The 18,898-nt window shown below is 49.4% G+C and carries 18 protein-coding genes; 12 read left to right on the forward strand and 6 right to left on the reverse strand.

Annotated elements, in window-relative coordinates; genetic code table 11:
- Positions 1 to 110: 110 nt before the first annotated feature.
- From adiC to pmrB, 4 genes are all read left to right on the forward strand, one after another.
- The gene (gene adiC / locus C1192_RS19440) at positions 111 to 1,448 is read left to right on the forward strand and encodes an arginine/agmatine antiporter (protein WP_000093135.1); all 1,338 of its coding nucleotides are present in this window, start codon (positions 111 to 113) and stop codon (positions 1,446 to 1,448) included.
- Between the two features lie 103 nt (positions 1,449 to 1,551).
- On the forward strand, positions 1,552 to 3,195 hold the full coding sequence (eptA, locus tag C1192_RS19445; RefSeq protein ID WP_038354691.1) for a phosphoethanolamine transferase EptA: 1,644 nt from the start codon (positions 1,552 to 1,554) through the stop codon (positions 3,193 to 3,195).
- A complete protein-coding gene (basR, locus tag C1192_RS19450) occupies positions 3,192 to 3,860 on the forward strand; it encodes a two-component system response regulator BasR (RefSeq protein ID WP_000697920.1) in 669 nt (222 codons plus the stop codon). Before eptA ends, basR begins: the two co-directional genes overlap by 4 nt.
- Entirely contained in the window at positions 3,861 to 4,961 is a 1,101-nt protein-coding gene (gene pmrB / locus C1192_RS19455) for a two-component system sensor histidine kinase PmrB (RefSeq protein WP_162183427.1), read from the forward strand.
- Here the strand turns inward: pmrB and pmrR are convergent.
- The 4 genes from pmrR to crfC form a co-directional block, all read right to left on the reverse strand.
- Positions 4,937 to 5,026 carry an LpxT activity modulator PmrR gene (gene pmrR, locus C1192_RS25925; RefSeq protein WP_001517597.1) on the reverse strand — a complete coding sequence of 30 codons (90 nt, stop codon included), beginning with the start codon at positions 5,024 to 5,026 and terminating at the stop codon, positions 4,937 to 4,939. The genes pmrB and pmrR overlap by 25 nt on opposite strands.
- Positions 5,027 to 5,154: 128 nt before the next feature.
- Positions 5,155 to 6,657 carry a glycine betaine/L-proline transporter ProP gene (proP, locus tag C1192_RS19465; RefSeq protein ID WP_038354692.1) on the reverse strand — a complete coding sequence of 501 codons (1,503 nt, stop codon included), beginning with the start codon at positions 6,655 to 6,657 and terminating at the stop codon, positions 5,155 to 5,157.
- Between the two features lie 269 nt (positions 6,658 to 6,926).
- On the reverse strand, positions 6,927 to 7,799 hold the full coding sequence (locus tag C1192_RS19470) for a diguanylate cyclase regulator RdcB family protein (RefSeq protein ID WP_038354693.1): 873 nt from the start codon (positions 7,797 to 7,799) through the stop codon (positions 6,927 to 6,929).
- A complete protein-coding gene (crfC, locus tag C1192_RS19475) occupies positions 7,796 to 10,024 on the reverse strand; it encodes a clamp-binding protein CrfC (RefSeq protein WP_038354694.1) in 2,229 nt (742 codons plus the stop codon). The genes C1192_RS19470 and crfC overlap by 4 nt, the downstream gene beginning before the upstream one ends.
- A 401-nt stretch (positions 10,025 to 10,425) precedes the next feature.
- On the opposite strand from crfC, the gene C1192_RS19485 reads away from it, so the two are divergent.
- Both C1192_RS19485 and yjdN read left to right on the forward strand, forming a co-directional pair.
- Positions 10,426 to 10,761 carry a zinc ribbon domain-containing protein YjdM gene (locus C1192_RS19485; RefSeq protein ID WP_000056775.1) on the forward strand — a complete coding sequence of 112 codons (336 nt, stop codon included), beginning with the start codon at positions 10,426 to 10,428 and terminating at the stop codon, positions 10,759 to 10,761.
- Positions 10,762 to 10,900: 139 nt separating this feature from the next.
- A complete protein-coding gene (yjdN, locus tag C1192_RS19490; protein WP_001131293.1) occupies positions 10,901 to 11,344 on the forward strand; it encodes a VOC family metalloprotein YjdN in 444 nt (147 codons plus the stop codon).
- Positions 11,345 to 11,504: 160 nt separating this feature from the next.
- On the opposite strand, the gene yjdP is transcribed toward yjdN, so the two are convergent.
- Positions 11,505 to 11,834, reverse strand: coding sequence for a DDRRRQL repeat protein YjdP (gene yjdP, locus C1192_RS19495; RefSeq protein WP_038354695.1), 330 nt, complete (start codon positions 11,832 to 11,834; stop codon positions 11,505 to 11,507).
- A 68-nt stretch (positions 11,835 to 11,902) separates the two neighbouring features.
- Positions 11,903 to 12,271, reverse strand: a complete 369-nt coding sequence (gene rpiB / locus C1192_RS19500) for a ribose 5-phosphate isomerase B (protein ID WP_241482942.1) — start codon at positions 12,269 to 12,271, stop codon at positions 11,903 to 11,905.
- A gap of 437 nt (positions 12,272 to 12,708) precedes the next feature.
- Between rpiB and C1192_RS19505 the strand changes: the two genes are divergently transcribed.
- From C1192_RS19505 to alsK, 6 genes are all read left to right on the forward strand, one after another.
- Positions 12,709 to 13,599 (forward strand): MurR/RpiR family transcriptional regulator, encoded by an 891-nt coding sequence (locus tag C1192_RS19505; RefSeq protein WP_038354696.1) that lies wholly within the window; start codon positions 12,709 to 12,711, stop codon positions 13,597 to 13,599.
- A gap of 57 nt (positions 13,600 to 13,656) precedes the next feature.
- Entirely contained in the window at positions 13,657 to 14,592 is a 936-nt protein-coding gene (gene alsB, locus C1192_RS19510) for a D-allose transporter substrate-binding protein (protein WP_038354697.1), read from the forward strand.
- Positions 14,593 to 14,719: 127 nt separating this feature from the next.
- Positions 14,720 to 16,252 carry a D-allose ABC transporter ATP-binding protein AlsA gene (gene alsA, locus C1192_RS19515; RefSeq protein ID WP_038354698.1) on the forward strand — a complete coding sequence of 511 codons (1,533 nt, stop codon included), beginning with the start codon at positions 14,720 to 14,722 and terminating at the stop codon, positions 16,250 to 16,252.
- Complete coding sequence (gene alsC, locus C1192_RS19520; RefSeq protein ID WP_038354699.1) at positions 16,231 to 17,211, forward strand: D-allose ABC transporter permease; 981 nt, start codon at positions 16,231 to 16,233, stop codon at positions 17,209 to 17,211. Before alsA ends, alsC begins: the two co-directional genes overlap by 22 nt.
- A 10-nt stretch (positions 17,212 to 17,221) precedes the next feature.
- Positions 17,222 to 17,917 (forward strand): D-allulose-6-phosphate 3-epimerase, encoded by a 696-nt coding sequence (gene alsE, locus C1192_RS19525; protein WP_038354700.1) that lies wholly within the window; start codon positions 17,222 to 17,224, stop codon positions 17,915 to 17,917.
- Positions 17,901 to 18,830, forward strand: a complete 930-nt coding sequence (gene alsK, locus C1192_RS19530) for an allose kinase (RefSeq protein ID WP_038354701.1) — start codon at positions 17,901 to 17,903, stop codon at positions 18,828 to 18,830. The genes alsE and alsK overlap by 17 nt, the downstream gene beginning before the upstream one ends.
- Positions 18,831 to 18,898: the final 68 nt, after the last annotated feature.

The raw sequence follows: 18,898 nt of genomic DNA on the forward strand, positions 1-18,898 counted from the left end.
TAATAACAGCATCAGCGATAAGCCAGCCGACGATAATTCAACGCGCGAATGCAGGCGTATGATATGACGTAATTTATTGTCACGAAGCTCGCCTTCGCAGGAGTTTTATTATGTCTTCGGATGCTGATGCTCACAAAGTGGGCTTAATCCCCGTCACCCTAATGGTGTCGGGGAATATTATGGGGTCAGGTGTTTTTCTGTTACCTGCAAATCTGGCCTCGACGGGGGGGATTGCTATATATGGTTGGCTGGTGACAATTATCGGTGCTTTGGCTTTATCGATGGTTTACGCCAAAATGTCGTTCCTCGATCCCAGCCCTGGCGGTTCATATGCCTACGCGCGCCGCTGTTTTGGTCCTTTCCTCGGGTATCAAACTAACGTTCTCTACTGGCTGGCCTGCTGGATCGGCAATATTGCTATGGTGGTCATTGGCGTCGGCTACCTGAGCTATTTCTTCCCGGTACTGAAAGATCCGTTGGTATTAACTATCACCTGTGTTGTGGTGCTGTGGATCTTCGTTCTGCTTAATATCGTCGGGCCGAAAATGATTACCCGCGTGCAGGCCATCGCCACTGTACTGGCGCTGATCCCCATCGTCGGGATTGCCGTATTCGGCTGGTTCTGGTTCCACGGAGAAACCTATATGGCGGCCTGGAACGTTAGCGGTCTGGGCACTTTCGGCGCAATTCAAAGCACCTTAAACGTAACGCTGTGGTCATTTATCGGGGTAGAAAGTGCTTCTGTTGCAGCGGGTGTAGTGAAAAACCCGAAACGCAACGTCCCTATTGCCACCATTGGTGGGGTACTGATTGCTGCCGTCTGCTATGTGCTCTCGACCACGGCAATTATGGGGATGATCCCGAATGCCGCACTGCGCGTTTCCGCCTCGCCATTCGGTGATGCTGCACGGATGGCGCTGGGTGATACCGCAGGAGCCATTGTCTCCTTCTGTGCGGCGGCTGGTTGCCTGGGTTCGCTCGGCGGCTGGACGTTACTGGCTGGACAAACGGCGAAAGCCGCTGCCGATGACGGTTTGTTCCCACCGATTTTTGCCCGCGTCAACAAAGCAGGCACACCGGTAGCCGGGTTGATTATCGTTGGTATCCTGATGACTATCTTCCAGTTCAGCAGCATCTCACCAAACGCAACCAAAGAGTTCGGTCTGGTCTCTTCCGTATCGGTTATCTTTACCCTGGTGCCTTATCTTTATACCTGTGCAGCTTTACTGCTTTTAGGCCACGGTCACTTTGGCAAAGCGCGTCCGGCGTATCTGGTCATCACAACTATCGCCTTCCTTTATTGCATCTGGGCGGTGGTTGGTTCTGGTGCACAAGAAGTCATGTGGTCATTTGTCACTCTGATGGTGATCACCGCTATGTACACGCTGAACTACAACCGGCTGCATAAAAACCCGTATCCTTTAGATCCACCCATTAGCAAAGATTAAGCCTCCTTAATCCAGCAAACATAAAAGCCAACCTTAAGAACTTAAGGTTGGCTTAATTTTGCTTTGCGAGCATATGCGCACTTTGTTCGATGGAAACACCGTGATGTTAAAGCGCCTTTTAAAAAGACCCTCTTTGAATTTACTCGCCTGGCTATTGCTGGCCTCTTTTTATATTGCTATCTGCCTGAACATTGCCTTTTTTAAACAGGTGTTACAGGCGTTACCGCTGGATTCGCTGCATAACGTGCTGGTTTTCTTGTCGATGCCAGTCGTCGCGTTCAGCGTGATTAATATTGTTCTGACACTAGGCTCTTTCTTATGGCTTAATCGACCACTAGCCTGTCTGTTTATTCTCGTTGGCGCATCTGCGCAATATTTCATCATGACTTATGGCATCGTCATCGACCGTTCGATGATTGCCAATATCATTGATACCACACCGGCGGAAAGTTATGCGTTGATGACGCCACGCATGTTACTAACGCTAGGGTTAAGCGGCGTACTTGCTGCGCTGATTGCCTGCTGGATAAAAATCAAACCTGCTGCCTCGCGCCTGCGCAGTGTTCTTTTCCGTGGAGCCAGTATCCTGATATCTGTACTGCTGATTGTGCTGGTTGCCGTGCTTTTTTATAAAGACTACGCCTCGCTGTTTCGCAACAACAAAGAGCTGGTGAAATCTTTAAGCCCCTCCAACAGCATTGTTGCCAGTTGGTCATGGTATTCCCACCAGCGACTGGCGAATCTGCCACTGGTACGCATTGGTGAGGACGCACACCGCAACCCGTTAATGCAAAAAGGAAACCGGAAAAACCTGACCATTTTGATCGTCGGGGAAACCTCGCGGGCGGAGAATTTCTCACTCAATGGCTACCCGCGTGAAACCAACCCGCGACTGGCGAAAGATAACGTGATCTATTTTCCTAATACTACGTCTTGCGGCACAGCAACGGCTGTCTCCGTACCGTGCATGTTCTCAGATATGCCGCGCGAGCATTACAAAGAAGAGCTGGCACAACACCAGGAAGGCGTGCTGGATATCATTCAGCGGGCAGGCATCAACGTACTATGGAATGACAACGATGGCGGCTGCAAAGGCGCATGTGACCGCGTGCCTCATCAGAACGTCACTGCCCTGAACTTACCCGGTCAGTGCATCAACGGCGAATGCTATGACGAAGTGCTGTTCCACGGGCTGGAGGAGTACATCAATAATCTGCAAGGCGATGGGGTGATTGTCTTACACACCATCGGCAGCCACGGCCCGACCTATTACAACCGCTATCCACCGCAGTTCAGGAAATTTACTCCCACCTGCGACACCAACGAGATCCAGACCTGTTCCAAAGAGCAACTGGTCAATACTTACGACAATACGTTGCTCTACGTCGACTATATTGTTGATAAAGCGATTAATCTGCTGAAAGAACATCAGGATAAATTTACCACCAGCCTGATTTATCTTTCTGACCACGGTGAATCGTTAGGTGAAAATGGCATCTATCTACACGGCTTGCCTTATAGCATCGCCCCGGATAGCCAAAAGCAGGTTCCGATGCTGCTGTGGTTGTCGGAGGATTATCAAAAACGGTATCAGGTTGATCAAAGCTGCCTGCAAAAACAAGCACAAACGCAGCACTATTCGCAGGACAATTTATTCTCAACCCTGTTGGGATTAACCGGCGTCGAGACGAAGTATTATCAAGCCGCGGATGATATTCTGCAGGCATGCAGGAGAACGACTGAATGAAAATTCTAATTGTTGAAGACGATACACTGTTATTGCAGGGATTGATTCTGGCGGCACAAACTGAAGGCTACGCGTGTGATGGCGTCACGACCGCGCGGATGGCGGAACAAAGCCTGGAAGCCGGTCATTACAGCCTGGTGGTGCTGGATTTAGGTTTACCCGACGAAGATGGACTGCATTTTCTCGCTCGTATCCGGCAGAAAAAATACACCCTGCCGGTACTGATCCTCACCGCCCGCGACACGCTTACCGACAAAATCGCCGGGCTGGATGTCGGTGCCGACGACTATCTGGTGAAGCCTTTCGCGCTGGAAGAGTTGCACGCCCGCATCCGCGCCCTGCTGCGACGCCATAATAATCAGGGCGAAAGCGAGCTGAAGGTTGGCAACCTGACGCTGAATATGGGTCGCCGTCAGGTATGGATGGGCGGTGAAGAGCTGATCCTGACACCAAAAGAATATGCCCTGCTGTCGCGCCTGATGCTCAAGGCGGGTAGTCCGGTGCATCGGGAAATTCTCTACAACGACATTTACAACTGGGACAACGAACCCTCAACGAATACCCTGGAAGTGCATATCCATAACTTGCGCGACAAAGTGGGCAAAGCCCGTATCCGCACCGTGCGCGGCTTTGGCTATATGCTGGTCGCTAATGAGGAAAACTAATTGAACCTGATGCGTTTTCTGCGTCGACCAATATCGCTGCGTCAACGGCTGATATTGACCATTGGGGCAATTCTGCTGGTGTTTGAGCTGATCAGCGTTTTCTGGCTATGGCATGAAAGCACCGAGCAGATTCAGCTATTTGAGCAGGCGCTGCGCGACAATCGCAACAACGATCGCCACATCATGCGTGAAATCCGTGAGGCGGTCGCCAGTCTGATTGTTCCTGGCGTGTTTATGGTCAGTCTGACGCTGTTTATCTGCTATCAGGCGGTACGTCGCATCACCCGCCCACTGGCGGAACTGCAAAAAGAGCTGGAAGCGCGTACCGCCGACAACCTGACACCTATTGCTATTCACAGTGCCACCCTCGAAATCGAAGCGGTAGTTTCTGCATTGAACGATCTGGTCAGTCGCCTGACCAGCACGCTGGATAACGAACGGCTGTTTACCGCTGACGTCGCTCACGAACTACGAACGCCGCTGGCAGGGGTACGTTTGCATCTGGAGTTAATGGCGAAAACGCACAACATTGACGTAGCGCCGTTAGTCGCGCGGCTCGATCAGATGATGGCCAGCGTCTCCCAGTTGTTACAACTGGCGCGCGCCGGACAGTCATTCTCTTCGGGTAATTACCAGCATGTAAAGTTGCTGGATGATGTGATCCTGCCCTCCTATGACGAACTCAGCACCATGCTCGACCAGCGTCAGCAAACCTTGCTGTTGCCAGAAAGCGCCGCCGACATCACTGTCCAGGGCGACGTCACTCTACTACGCATGTTGTTGCGTAACCTGGTAGAAAACGCCCATCGCTATAGTCCCGAAGGCAGCAACATTATGATTAAACTGCAAGAAGATGGCGGTGCGGTAATGGCAGTTGAAGATGAAGGGCCTGGTATTGATGAGAGTAAATGCGGAGAGTTGAGCAAAGCGTTTGTACGGATGGACAGCCGTTATGGCGGAATTGGTCTGGGATTAAGTATTGTCAGCCGCATCACGCAGTTGCATCACGGGCAGTTTTTCCTGCAAAACCGGGAAGAGACTTCCGGCACGCGCGCCTGGATACGGCTGAAGAAAGATCAATACGTGGCAAACCAAATATAAAGAAAGCTGCTTACTACCAGCACGCTAAACACGGTAGTTAAACTTTCATAAATACGGTTTTTCATTGCACTCTCCTCCATTGAACTGGAGGAGAGTATGCACGCCAGAGATTAAGTGAACCTTAAGAGTCGGGTCAGACCGATTGGGGGCCTGATAAGACGCGACAGCGTCGCATCAGGTAATCCATTTCAGGTTACTCATCAATTCGCGGATGTTGCTGTACCAGGCGAGTGCGTTTCGCCTGCAAATCGGCAATCTCGTGGTCAATATCTTCGATTTTTTGCTCGATATTATCGTAATGCTCAACGAGAATTTCCTTCGCTTCCTGCAAATCTGACGCCGCCGGTGTCGCGCCTTTCAACGGACGATTCGCCGTCTCTTTCATGGTCACGCCGGTAATCAAACCAATCACCGCCACTGCCATCAGGTAATACGCTGGCATCATCAGATCCTGCGAACTTTCTACCAACCATGCCGCCAGCGTTGGCGTCAGACCGGCAATCAGCACCGAAATATTAAATGCCGCCGCCAGCGCGCTGTAACGGATATGCGTCGGGAACATCGCTGGCAGCGTTGAGGCCATAACGCCCGTAAAACAGTTGAGGATCACTGCCAGCATCAACAGTCCGGCAAAAATCAGACCGATGATATTACTGTTAATCAGAATAAACGCCGGGATCGCCAGTGCAAACAGCGCAACACTACCGAGGATCACAAACGGACGACGGCCAAAACGGTCACTCAGCAGGCCCATCACCGGCTGCACAAACAACATCCCGATCATAATGGCGATAATAATCAGCACCCCGTGATCTTCGGAGTAATGCAGGTTATGCGACAAATAACTTGGCATATAGGTCAGCAGCATGTAGTAAGTCACGTTAGTGGCTATCACCAGACCAATACACGTCAACAGGCTGCGCCAGTGCTTCGTGGCAATCTCTTTAAACGAGATTTTCGGGCCATCCTGCAAACCTTCGCGGTCGCCCTGTTCCAGTTTCTCAACATGTTGCTGGAACGCTGGTGTCTCTTCTAAAGCATGACGTAGATAAAGTCCGATAATCCCTAACGGCAGAGCGATAAAGAACGGAATACGCCAGCCCCAGTCGAGGAAGTTCTCTTCACCGACGATGGTAGAAATTAACACCACCACACCCGCGCCCAGAACAAACCCGGCAATAGAACCGAAATCCAGCCAGCTACCCATAAAGCCACGTTTGCGGTCAGGAGAGTATTCCGCAACAAATATCGATGCTCCGGTATATTCGCCGCCGACCGAGAAACCTTGCGCCATCTTACAAATCAACAGCAGAACCGGTGCCCAAATACCAATCGAGGCATAGGACGGTATCAATCCAATACAGAATGTACTGATCGACATAATCACAATGGTGATAGCGAGGATCTTCTGGCGACCATATTTATCGCCCAACATACCAAAGAAGAGCCCGCCAAGCGGTCGAATCAGAAAGGGAACGGAGAAGGTGGCAAGTGCAGCAACCATCTGCACGCTGGGATCAGCCCCAGGGAAAAAGACTTTACCTAATGCGTAAGCAACAAAACCATAAACACCAAAATCAAACCATTCCATTGCATTACCCAGCGATGCTGCAGTAATGGCTTTTCGCAGTTTACCGTCATCAATAATAGTGACATCACGAAGGGTTATCGGTTTTACTTTTTTCCTTTTCAGCATAGCTTTCCTCGCAGAATAAGCCCATTTCCGCACACGTCAGGCAAATCGACGTGGCGCCCGCAAAAGGGGAGCGGGAATTGCAGGGTGCAATCTCTGTAACAAGCGTAGCGGGTTTATTTACACGTTCTGATTAAGAACTGTACAACCAAACCTGTTGACGCCTGAATTGGGCAGTTAATGACCTTTTTACCCTACCAGCGTTTAAATTTGTGATCAACTTCACACATGGATTTCGTTTAACACTCATTGGTGTAACCGATTATTTACACTTAATTTACAGTGAAGATTTCCTCTACCATCGCCCCCGCCAGACGCTGTGCTGAGCAGAGCCGTGGCATCCCCAGCGCGACAGTTTGCCAGCGTTGGGTTACTGACCAGCAAACGGGCTGTTTATCGGCATCGGACCACTTGCCCAGCCAGCTTAAAAAGTCAGCATAATCTCCGCCAGTCGGGGTAGTGGGAGAGGTAAACCACTGAGGGTAATAATGACGAGTAGTCGGTGCTGCGTTGATACTTTCGGCCAGATATTGCGTCGCTTTCACGCGCAAATCGTCAAGCAACAACACCGCCGCTTGCGGGCTTCCCAGACGGCAGGCATCACCAAACGCCCCCCAGCGCAACTCTTCCAGAACAATGAAACAACGCCCAGGCAACGACCAGGCGTTATACGCACCAGCACGCCAGCGGGTAAAAACTTGCGCGCTCTGCTCGCCCGCCTGCACCAGTAATCCTCGTTGCATTAACGCTTTTTCCTTCCAGCAACAACGGCTGGAAAACCACTCATACAACGCGGCAATTTGCTGCGGAAGTTTCGGAAAAGCAGATTGTGGGCGGTGATCCATTTTTTGCAATAGTGCCAGATGTTGCGCGACCTGCGTCAGCGCCAGATGAGCGGGATCAAGCATCGCCGCCAGTTTTTCCACCAATGTCAGGCGCAGGCTAAGCGGCGCATTTAACATTCCTGCGTTCGCCCACGTCTGAAGCTGTGTGCGAGCAAGGATCTCCTGCATCAGCCGTTCGCGAAACTGCTGCTGATGGGCTTGTGGATAGCGGGCGTCATTGCCCTGCGCCAGATCCACTAAAAAGCGGGGATAAACCGACTCCAGCACGCGACCGGGGCCGTCCAGTAACGTCTTAGTCAATATCGTTCTGCCGTGAAAAGTGTTTGAATATCATCGCGTAACAACTGAGAGTCCGTATAAATCCAGCCGTGAGTCATCACAGTCTGCTGCAATTGCTGCTGCATCATCTTAACTACAGATTCATTTTGTTGACGCAGAGCCAGGCTTTCGCGTAAACGCGTCTGTAATTCCGTCAAGCATAAAGCTAAATCAGCAAAAAAAGTGCTCATGTCTGCCGTGACAGAATCATCGACCTGAACCGCCAAAGCTTTAGCCATTTGTTGGCAATAAAGGTCGACTTCCGCGGTTAACATTCGTTGTAGCGCGCTGTAATCAATAGCCTCCGGCGGAGATTTCTCACTACTCCGCCCCCAGTCGGGCTGATTCAGCCAGCGCGAGAAAGTCTCACGCACAATGCCAAAACGGGTGATCTGCTCATCCGTTTTTTCCTGGCGAGATATTGCATTGCTGAACAACTGACGAGTATTGAAGTGGGGAGCTGCGCTGTGAAAAGCAGGAAAATGAAATCCAGGACGAAACCCGGACTCACTCAATTCCGTTTTAACCCGTTGCTCAATGGGACGAATAACATCGGTTAACACCCGGCAAAGGGTTGATTCCAGTTCAGTAAAACGCAGCGTGAAGTCACGGCTGATTTTGGTTTGTGCCGTCTGTAACAACGTCTCGCAGCGGGTGCGGATCTCACTTAACGGCCACGAATCATGTTGAAACAGCGCAGCTAACTGGGCATTCACCTCATTTTGCTGCTGACACAGAAAGTCGGTGGCTGACGTCAGGGCCACCTTGATTTCATGTTTAATCTCGCCACTCACCTGTACCTGATTGAGCTGCAATAGCTGCATATTTTCTTCAACCTGGCGGATATTTTGCCGCAATTGTTCGCAGGCGACGTTCAGCCCGTGTGCGCGAAAATCCAGATATTCCCGCGCCTGCAGGGCGTAATTCAACAACTTATGCGATGCAGATCGCAGAGCATATAACGACGCGTTAGCGTAGGCGGCATGGAGTAACGCCTGAACCGGTTGGGCGAATAGCGAATCGTCCCACAGTTGATCGGCAGCATGACGAATATGGTCGATATCCGCCAGATCGGCGTTACACCAGCGCCTGCCCAGCGCCGCATGGGCAAAATCCTCCACCCAGCGTTGTTGCTCCGGTGCTGGTAATTTACCGTTGTTGACTAACTCATGGCGTGCCCGATTCGCCAGATAGCCCCACATCGACGACACCGGAAATATCTGCCCAGGCGTAACGCAACCTTTCATCAGCGTCCCGGAAATCAGCGCCCTCACCTGTTCGGCATCGTCACTGTTCCGATCCTGCTGATCGAACTTATTGACCAGTACATACAGCGGTACTGATTTCCCCACCGCTAAAACCGCCTCACGAACCTCCTCATCGGAGATTGACTTCAGTTGCGTATAATCCAGTACCGCCAGCACTGCGGAGGCGCGCGCCAGTTGCTCGTTAAGCATTTCTTGCAGATGTGGTTGCCCGGCTTCATTTGGCCCGGGAGTATCCAGTAACGTTAACTGCCCGGGATAACTCTCCAGCCCCGCCAGATGGACAAACTCCACTTCAATCACTGGAATATGCTCAATGGCGGCATAAGCAGAAAAGGGAAAATCGACGTCCAGCGCCTTCGCCAGACGCACCAAATCATTCAAACTTTTCAGGCAATGAAAAATAGGCTGGGCACCAAGATAATATTTTTCGAAAGCGATGCCATTTTCGATCCGCTGCATAAGTGCGCGCATATCTTTATCTATTTCCAGCAGATCGGTCAGATGTTTAATATCGAAATCACGCAAGCGCTGTTGTAATTGTTGGATTAAACGGTCGATTGGCGCGACATGCGAAAAATGCAACACCGGTTCTTTTTGCCCCGGAGCATGGCGAATAAGCGTCGGTAGCGCAGTCATAGGACGGTTGCGATTAGGAAGAACTTCAGTGCCAACAATAGCGTTAATGGTGGTTGATTTCCCTGCTTTCATGGTGCCAACAATCGCCAGCACCATTTCCAGACGGGAGATTTTACGCAGCTCATTACTCAACATGGCATGACGCTCGTCGATATTATGCTGCCCCCAGGGCAAAGTCAGTGGTGGTGTATCTTCTCCGGGTACAGAGAGAGGCATTTTTTCCAGTAACTGCAACTGTTGTCGGGAAAGCTGTAACAGGCGTTCAGCCTCCTGACTTAACTCATATATTGTCTGTGTGTACATGGAAAATTCTTCCTTAAAGCAAATTTTATTACTTTTATTTAGCCAGATTGTTTTTTAGTTCTGCTTTCGGATTTTATAATTACAGCAGTAAATAACTCTTATAATTAATATAGTCTTTTTATCCGAATGAATAAGCCTCTTCCGATACATTTAAAATGTCAGAAAGATAGAAATAATAATTGAATTAAAAAAAGAACAAGAAGAGAGTTAACCTTAACTTAAATAATAAATGGAGGCAAAAAGATTATTTTCTTTTTGCGTTGTCTTTCAAATGAAAACGTTTGTCGTCTAAAATCAGCAGTACCCCCGACAAACTCAGGGATTTTGTGTATAATTGCGGCCTTTTTCGGCAATCTGCCGTTTTTTGGCGCTTTTGCCCTGCTGACTTTGAGGAAATCCACATGTCATTACCAAACTGCCCGAAATGCAACTCCGAATACACTTACGAAGATAACGGCATGTACATCTGCCCGGAATGCGCCTACGAATGGAACGACGCTGAACCTGCACAGGAAAGCGACGAGCTGATCGTTAAAGATGCTAACGGCAACCTGCTGGCTGACGGCGACAGCGTTACCATCATTAAAGACCTGAAGGTAAAAGGTAGCTCTTCGATGCTGAAGATCGGCACCAAAGTGAAAAACATCCGCCTGGTTGAAGGTGACCATAACATCGATTGCAAAATCGATGGTTTTGGCCCGATGAAACTGAAATCTGAGTTTGTGAAAAAGAACTGATTTCGATTGCCGGGTGCGAAGCATCCGGCAACGGTGCCAATGCCTGATGCGACGCTTACCGCGTCTTATCAGGCCTACTCTTCATCTGTACAAAATTCAAACTACACTTAACTGACTTCTCTTCACTGAGGTCACCATCATGCCGTTAAGTCCCTACATCTCTTTTGCCGGTAACTGTGCCGACGCAATAGCCTATTATCAACGCACGTTGGACGCGGAACTGCTGTATAAAATCAGCTTCGGAGAAATGCCGAAACCCGCACAGGAAAGCGCCGAAGGCTGCCCATCAGGAATGCAATTCCCCGATACTGCCATCGCCCATGCTAACGTGCGCATTGCCGGTAGCGATATCATGATGAGCGATGCCATACCGTCAGGAAAAGCCAGCTACTCCGGCTTTACGCTGGTGCTCGATTCGCAACAGGTCGAAGAAGGGAAACGCTGGTTTGACAACCTTGCTGCCAATGGAAAAATCGAAATGGACTGGCAGGAAACCTTCTGGGCGCATGGCTTCGGCAAAGTCACCGATAAATATGGAGTGCCGTGGATGATTAATGTCGTTAAACAGCAGCCCACAAAATAAGCCCCACCGGGAGGCTCGTCCTCCCGCGATGTGAACAGACGTTCTTGTCACAAGTGACTTTGTTATACACAGAGTCGAGGAGTGAGTTACGCTTCTGAAGGCGATCGTTGCGGATAAACTGGAACCGGGGTTAACCAGCAATCAGGCAAAAACGATCCGACTAACGCCCATATTCATCTTCCATTCTCCGTTCTTCATCTTCCAGTTGCCGACGTTCCTGATCAAGCTGGCGCTGGCGGTCATCCAGTTGCCTGCGGCGATCTTCAAACTGGCGGTGGCAATCATCATATTGTCTGCGACGATCGTCGCTCACTTCACGCTGCCAACCGTCATCACGCGAATCTTCATAATCGCGTCCACGGTCAGGATTATAAGCGTCGTTAATCGCCTGCTGAATATTGCCAATGGTGTCATCGATAATATCGGCATGAGCCGGAACAGCGGTCAGCGTGAGCAGGGTAAATAAAAATAACAGCGGATAGCGTTTCATTAACTAACCTCAGAAAGAGACTCTATCCACATTAGTCATTACTCATCCATGCAAACAGTGGATGAATCTCAATTCCTCCGCTGCTCTATTGCCATAATCGCCTCCACACGCTGTTGATGACGACCGCCTTCGTACTGCGCCCCCAGCCATGCATCCACAATCATTTTCGCCAGTTCGAGGCCAACCACTCGTGAACCAAAAGCCAGCACGTTGGTGTCGTTATGTTGCCGCGAGAGTTGCGCGGAATAAGGTTCGCTACAGACGACCGCACGAACTCCGGCAAACTTGTTCGCCGCTATCGAAATGCCGACACCTGTACCACAAATCAATATTCCGCCATCAACCTCTCCGCCAGCAACTGCCAGTGCCACTTCACTGGCATAATACGGATAATCAGTACGCTCTGACGACCAGGTTCCTTTATCAATCACTTCAATGTCGCGTTAAACTAAATGCGCCACTATTTCATGTTTTAAAATAAAACCAACATGATCACAGCCAAATGCAATCTTTTTCATCCATCTTCCCCGCCTGTGCAAAACTTCACAACAAAAAAACATTTGTGATGTAAATGAATCAAAAACACCCATAATTGATGAAATACACCTTCCTGGTCTGTTTTACATAGTTACATCCGGCAGCGCAATAGCGTGAAATAGCCTCCCATCCAACAAACCCAATCATCTAAAAACTCAAAAGAAAAATAACGCCATGTTTTTAAAGTGATTATATGAAAGCAAATTTTTCCTCAATCACGATTATTCACAAAAAAACAAACTTTATAAATTTTATTTTTTTGTGAAGTTGTCAGCATCTTTTCTGTTCTTGCTGTGGTGATATAGTGACGTCTTCAATTCAAGGACAAGAGAACGTGATGAGCCAGTCAGAGTTTGATTCCGCGCTTCCAAACGGTATCGGGTTAGCGCCTTACCTGCGAATGAAGCAGGAAGGAATGACAGAAAACGAAAGCCGCATCGTGGAGTGGTTACTCAAACCCGGTAACCTGAGTTGTGCACCCGCAATTAAAGATGTCGCAGAAGCTCTGGCGGTATCTGAAGCGATGATAGTTAAGGTATCAAAGCTGCTGGGATTTAGCGGCTTTCGTAACTTACGCAGTGCACTGGAAGACTATTTTTCTAAGTCAGAACAGGTGTTGCCCTCCGAGTTGGCTTTTGATGAAGCACCGCAGGATGTGGTGAATAAGGTATTTAACATCACCTTACGTACCATTATGGAAGGTCAGTCGATCGTTAACGTTGATGAGATCCACCGTGCTGCGCGTTTTTTCTATCAGGCCAAACAGCGGGATTTGTACGGTGCCGGTGGATCAAACGCTATCTGTGCTGACGTACAGCATAAGTTTTTGCGCATCGGTGTACGCTGCCAGGCCTATCCTGATGCTCACATCATGATGATGTCAGCGTCGCTGTTACAGGAAGGAGATGTGGTTCTGGTTGTAACCCATTCCGGGCGAACCAGTGATGTGAAAGCAGCCGTAGAACTGGCAAAAAAGAACGGGGCAAAGATTATTTGTATAACGCATAGTTATCATTCACCGATAGCGAAACTGGCCGATTATATTATTTGTTCACCTGCCCCAGAAACGCCGTTATTAGGCCGTAATGCCTCGGCAAGAATATTACAACTAACTTTGCTGGACGCATTTTTTGTCTCTGTCGCCCAGCTCAACATTGAACAAGCAAATATTAACATGCAAAAAACAGGCGCAATTGTTGATTTCTTTTCACCAGGCGCGCTGAAATAAGAAAAAGGTAATCTCGTCATCGCGGGATTACCTCTCCCTTACAGTGAGAACATTATTATGAATAAATATCTGAAATATTTCAGCGGCACACTCGTGGGCTTAATGTTGTCAACCAGCACTTTTGCTGCCGCCGAATATGCTGTCGTATTAAAGACGCTCTCCAACCCATTTTGGGTCGATATGAAAAAAGGAATTGAAGATGAAGCAAAAACGCTGGGTGTCAGCGTCGATATTTTTGCTTCTCCTTCAGAAGGGGATTTTCAATCTCAATTGCAGCTATTTGAAGACCTGAGCAATAAAAATTACAAAGGGATTGCCTTTGCCCCCTTATCCTCGGTGAACCTGGTAATGCCTGTCGCCCGCGCATGGAAAAAAGGTATTTATCTGGTCAATCTCGATGAAAAAATCGATATGGATAACCTGAAAAAGGCAGGTGGTAATGTGGAAGGTTTTGTCACCACCGATAACGTTGCTGTCGGGGCGAAAGGCGCGTCATTCATTATTGACAAGCTGGGTGCTGAAGGTGGTGAAGTCGCAATCATTGAGGGTAAAGCTGGTAACGCCTCCGGTGAAGCGCGTCGTAATGGCGCAACAGAAGCATTTAAAAAAGCAAGTCAGATCAAATTAGTCGCCAGCCAGCCTGCCGACTGGGACCGCATTAAAGCACTGGATGTCGCCACCAATGTGTTGCAACGTAATCCGAATATTAAAGCGATCTATTGCGCGAATGACACGATGGCGATGGGTGTTGCCCAGGCCGTTGCCAACGCAGGTAAAACGAGCAAAGTGCTGGTCGTCGGTACTGATGGTATTCCGGAAGCCCGTAAAATGGTAGAAGCCGGACAGATGACAGCGACTGTTGCCCAGAACCCGGCGAATATCGGCGCAACGGGTCTTAAGCTGATGGTTGATGCCGAGAAATCCGGCAAGGTTATCCCGCTGGATAAAGCACCGGAATTTAAATTGGTCGATTCTATCCTGGTCACTAAATAAACCTGGAAATATGCCGGATAGCGATGCTTAAGCAGCTTATTCGGCCTACAAAATAACCTGAACGTAAGCCTGATAAGGCGTAGCGCCATCAGGCAATAACACGATATTTAGTGCAGAGAGATTATTTATGGTCGCGCCATATATATCGATGGCGGGGATCGGCAAATCCTTTGGTCCGGTTCACGCATTAAAGTCGGTTGATTTAACTATTTACCCTTATGAAATACATGCATTACTAGGCGAAAATGGTGCGGGTAAATCCACGCTAATGAAAGTGTTATCTGGAATACATGAGCCGACCAAAGGCACTATTACCATTAATAGCATTAACTATGACAAACTGGATCATAAATTAGCGGCACAACTCGGTATCGGGATTATTTATCAGGAACTCAGCGTCATTGATGAATTAACCGTACTGGAAAATTTATATATTGGTCGTCATCTGACCAAAAAAATCTGCGGCGTCAATATTATCGACTGGCGAGAAATGCGAGTACGCGCTGCCATGATGTTATTACGCGTGGGCTTGAAAGTCGATTTAGATGAGAAAGTGGCGAACTTATCTATCAGCCACAAACAGATGTTGGAAATCGCCAAGACGCTAATGCTTGACGCCAAAGTCATCATCATGGATGAACCCACCTCCTCGCTCACCAATAAAGAGGTGGACTATCTGTTTCTGATCATGAATCAGTTACGTAAAGAGGGCACTGCCATCGTCTACATCTCACATAAGCTGGCGGAAATTCGTCGAATTTGCGACCGCTATACGGTGATGAAAGACGGCAGCAGCGTTTGCAGCGGCATGGTAAGTGATGTGTCAAATGACGATATCGTCCGTCTGATGGTAGGCCGTGAACTGCAAAGCCGTTTTAACGCGATGAAGGAGAACATCAGCAACCTTGAGTGCGATACAGTTTTTGAGGTGAGAAACGTCACCAGCCGTGACAGAAAAAAAGTCCGGGATATCTCATTTAGCGTCAGCCGGGGAGAAATATTAGGCTTTGCCGGACTGGTCGGTTCCGGACGTACTGAACTGATGAATTGCCTATTTGGCGTTGATAAACGCTCTGGCGGAGAGATCCGTCTTAACGGCAAAGCTATTTCTCCTCGTTCACCTCTGGATGCCGTAAAAAAAGGAATGGCTTACATCACGGAAAGCCGCCGGGATAATGGCTTTTTCCCCAACTTTTCTATCGCTCAGAACATGGCTATCAGCCGCAGTCTGAAAGACGGCGGTTATAAAGGCGCAATGGGGCTGTTTCATGAAGATGACGAGCAACAAACCGCTGAAGCCCAGCGCGAACTGTTGGCGCTGAAGTGCCAATCAGTAAACCAGAACATCACCGAACTCTCTGGCGGTAACCAGCAGAAAGTACTGATCTCCAAATGGCTGTGCTGTCGCCCGGAAGTAATCATTTTCGATGAGCCTACCCGCGGTATCGACGTTGGCGCGAAAGCCGAAATTTACAAAGTGATGCGCCAACTGGCGGACGACGGAAAAGTCATCCTGATGGTGTCATCTGAACTACCTGAAATTATCGCCGTCTGCGACCGCATCGCCGTGTTCTGCGAAGGACGACTGACGCAAATCCTGACTAATCGCGATGACATGAGCGAAGAGGAGATTATGGCATGGGCATTACCACAAGAGTAAAAGGCGAAGCGAACGAGAAGAAACCGTTCAACTTTGCGCTGTTCTGGGACAAATACGGTACTTTTTTTATCCTGGCGATAATCGTTGCCATCTTCGGTTCACTGTCGTCAGAATATTTTCTGACCGCCAACAACATTACCCAGATTTTTGTTCAAAGCTCCGTGACTGTACTGATCGGTATGGGCGAGTTTTTCGCTATCCTGGTCGCCGGTATCGACCTCTCGGTTGGCGCGATTCTGGCACTTTCCGGTATGGTGACCGCCAAACTGATGTTAGCAGGTGTTGATCCGTTTCTCGCAGCGCTGATTGGTGGTGTACTGGTTGGCGGCGCACTGGGGGCGATTAACGGCTGCCTGGTCAACTGGACGGGGCTACACCCGTTCATTATCACCCTTGGCACCAACGCAATTTTCCGTGGGATCACGCTGGTGATCTCCGATGCCAACTCGGTATACGGCTTCTCGTTTGACTTCGTAAACTTCTTTGCCGCCAGTGTAATCGGGATACCTGTCCCCGTTATCTTCTCGTTAATTGTCGCGCTCATCCTCTGGTTTCTGACAACTCGTATGCGGCTCGGACGCAACATCTACGCCCTGGGCGGCAACAAAAACTCAGCGTTTTATTCCGGGATTGACGTGAAATTTCACATCCTGGTGGTGTTTATCATCTCTGGTGTTTGTGCGGGTCTGGCAGGCGTCGTCTCAACGGCACGACTCGGTGCGGCAGAACCGCTTGCTGGTATGGGTTTTGAAACCTATGCCATTGCCAGTGCCATCATTGGCGGCACCAGTTTCTTCGGCGGCAAGGGACGCATTTTCTCTGTGGTGATTGGCGGGCTGATCATCGGCACCATCAACAATGGTCTGAATATTTTGCAGGTACAAACCTATTACCAACTGGTGGTGATGGGCGGATTAATTATCGCGGCTGTCGCCCTTGACCGTCTTATCAGTAAGTAAGGAAATGAACATGAAAATCTCCCCATCGTTAATGTGTATGGATCTGCTGAAATTTAAAGAACAAATCGAATTTATCGACAACCATGCAGATTACTTTCACATCGATATTATGGACGGCCACTTTGTACCAAACCTGACACTCTCGCCGTTCTTCGTAAGCCAGGTAAAAAAACTGGCGAGTAAACCGCTCGACTGCCATCTGATGGTAACGCGTCCGCAGGATTACATTGCTCAACTAGCGCGCGCAGGGGCAGACTTCATCACTCTGCATCCGGAAACTATCAACGGTCAGGCATTTCGCCTGATTGACGAAATCCGCCGTCATGGCATGAAAGTGGGGTTGATTCTTAACCCGGAAACGCCGGTTGAGGCAATGAAATACTATATCCATAAAGCCGATAAAATTACGGTCATGACTGTCGATCCCGGCTTTGCCGGACAACCGTTCATTCCTGAGATGTTGGATAAAATTGCCGAACTGAAAGCATGGCGTGAACGAGAGGGGCTGGAATACGAAATCGAGGTGGACGGTTCCTGCAACCAGGCAACTTACGAAAAACTGATGGCTGTCGGGGCGGATGTTTTTATCGTCGGCACCTCCGGACTCTTCAACCATGCGGAGAATATCGACGACGCGTGGAAAGTGATGGCAGCGCAGATTCTGGCTGCGAAAAACGAGGTACAGCCTCATGCAAAAACAGCGTAACGTCGTAGCGGGCGTGGATATGGGAGCAACGCATATCCGCTTTTGTCTGCGGACAGCAGAGGGGGAAACACTACACTGTGAGAAAAAGCGTACCGCAGAAGTGATAGCTTCCGGCCTGGTGTCAGGTATCACCGGAATGCTCAATGAACAACTCAGGCACTTTAACGCTCACTGTCATGGTCTGGTAATGGGGTTTCCGGCACTGGTCGGCAAAGATAAGCGCACCATTATTTCTACGCCTAACCTACCGTTAACAGCGGCGGATTTATATGATCTCGCCGGTAAACTCGAAAATACGCTGAATTGTCCGGTTGAATTTTCCCGCGACGTTAACCTACAACTCTCCTGGGACGTAGTAGAAAACCGCCTCACACAACAACTGGTTCTGGCGACCTATCTCGGTACGGGTATGGGGTTCGCGGTGTGGATGAACGGTGCACCCTGGACAGGAGCGCACGGTGTGGCAGGCGAACTGGGCCATATTCCTCAAGGGGATATGGCCCAACTCTGCGCCTGCGGCAACTTAGGGTGTCTGGAAACGGTCTGCTCCGGACTGGCACTAAGACGCTGGTATGAACAACAGCCCCAAAATTATGCATTAAGCGATCTGTTCATCCATGCGGGAAACGCCCCTTTTGTCCAGAATCTACTGGAAAGCGCGGCGCGGGGCATTGCCACCAGCATAAACCTATTCGATCCTGACGCAGTGATTCTGGGCGGCGGCGTAATGGATATGTCTGCCTTCCCGCACGAAACACTGATTGCGATGACCCAAACGTACCTGCGCCGCCCACTGCCGCATCAGGTCGTGCGCTTTATTGCTGCCTCGTCTTCTGATTTCAATGGCGCACAGGGCGCAGCGATATTGGCGCATCACCGTTTTTTATCGCAATCGGACGCAGCCCTGCACTAATTACTCATGAGTAAAACGTTGGCATAGTGGCGCAAAATCCCGCTATGCTAACGATATTACCGTTAATA

It is taken from the genome of Escherichia marmotae (assembly GCF_002900365.1).
GTDB classification, from domain to species: domain Bacteria; phylum Pseudomonadota; class Gammaproteobacteria; order Enterobacterales; family Enterobacteriaceae; genus Escherichia; species Escherichia marmotae.

What these genes read in the sequence shown, in the direction of transcription:
- alsK (WP_038354701.1), top strand. Translation starts at nt 17,901, where the DNA reads ATGCAAAAACAGCGTAACGTCGTAGCGGGCGTGGATATGGGAGCAACG.
- pmrR (WP_001517597.1), bottom strand. Translation starts at nt 5,026, where the DNA reads ATGAAAAACCGTATTTATGAAAGTTTAACTACCGTGTTTAGCGTGCTG.
- alsA (WP_038354698.1), top strand. Translation starts at nt 14,720, where the DNA reads ATGGTCGCGCCATATATATCGATGGCGGGGATCGGCAAATCCTTTGGT.
- yjdN (WP_001131293.1), top strand. Translation starts at nt 10,901, where the DNA reads ATGCCGTTAAGTCCCTACATCTCTTTTGCCGGTAACTGTGCCGACGCA.
- adiC (WP_000093135.1), top strand. Translation starts at nt 111, where the DNA reads ATGTCTTCGGATGCTGATGCTCACAAAGTGGGCTTAATCCCCGTCACC.
- C1192_RS19505 (WP_038354696.1), top strand. Translation starts at nt 12,709, where the DNA reads ATGAGCCAGTCAGAGTTTGATTCCGCGCTTCCAAACGGTATCGGGTTA.
- basR (WP_000697920.1), top strand. Translation starts at nt 3,192, where the DNA reads ATGAAAATTCTAATTGTTGAAGACGATACACTGTTATTGCAGGGATTG.
- crfC (WP_038354694.1), bottom strand. Translation starts at nt 10,024, where the DNA reads ATGTACACACAGACAATATATGAGTTAAGTCAGGAGGCTGAACGCCTG.
- alsC (WP_038354699.1), top strand. Translation starts at nt 16,231, where the DNA reads ATGGGCATTACCACAAGAGTAAAAGGCGAAGCGAACGAGAAGAAACCG.
- yjdP (WP_038354695.1), bottom strand. Translation starts at nt 11,834, where the DNA reads ATGAAACGCTATCCGCTGTTATTTTTATTTACCCTGCTCACGCTGACC.
- alsB (WP_038354697.1), top strand. Translation starts at nt 13,657, where the DNA reads ATGAATAAATATCTGAAATATTTCAGCGGCACACTCGTGGGCTTAATG.
- proP (WP_038354692.1), bottom strand. Translation starts at nt 6,657, where the DNA reads ATGCTGAAAAGGAAAAAAGTAAAACCGATAACCCTTCGTGATGTCACT.
- C1192_RS19485 (WP_000056775.1), top strand. Translation starts at nt 10,426, where the DNA reads ATGTCATTACCAAACTGCCCGAAATGCAACTCCGAATACACTTACGAA.
- alsE (WP_038354700.1), top strand. Translation starts at nt 17,222, where the DNA reads ATGAAAATCTCCCCATCGTTAATGTGTATGGATCTGCTGAAATTTAAA.
- eptA (WP_038354691.1), top strand. Translation starts at nt 1,552, where the DNA reads ATGTTAAAGCGCCTTTTAAAAAGACCCTCTTTGAATTTACTCGCCTGG.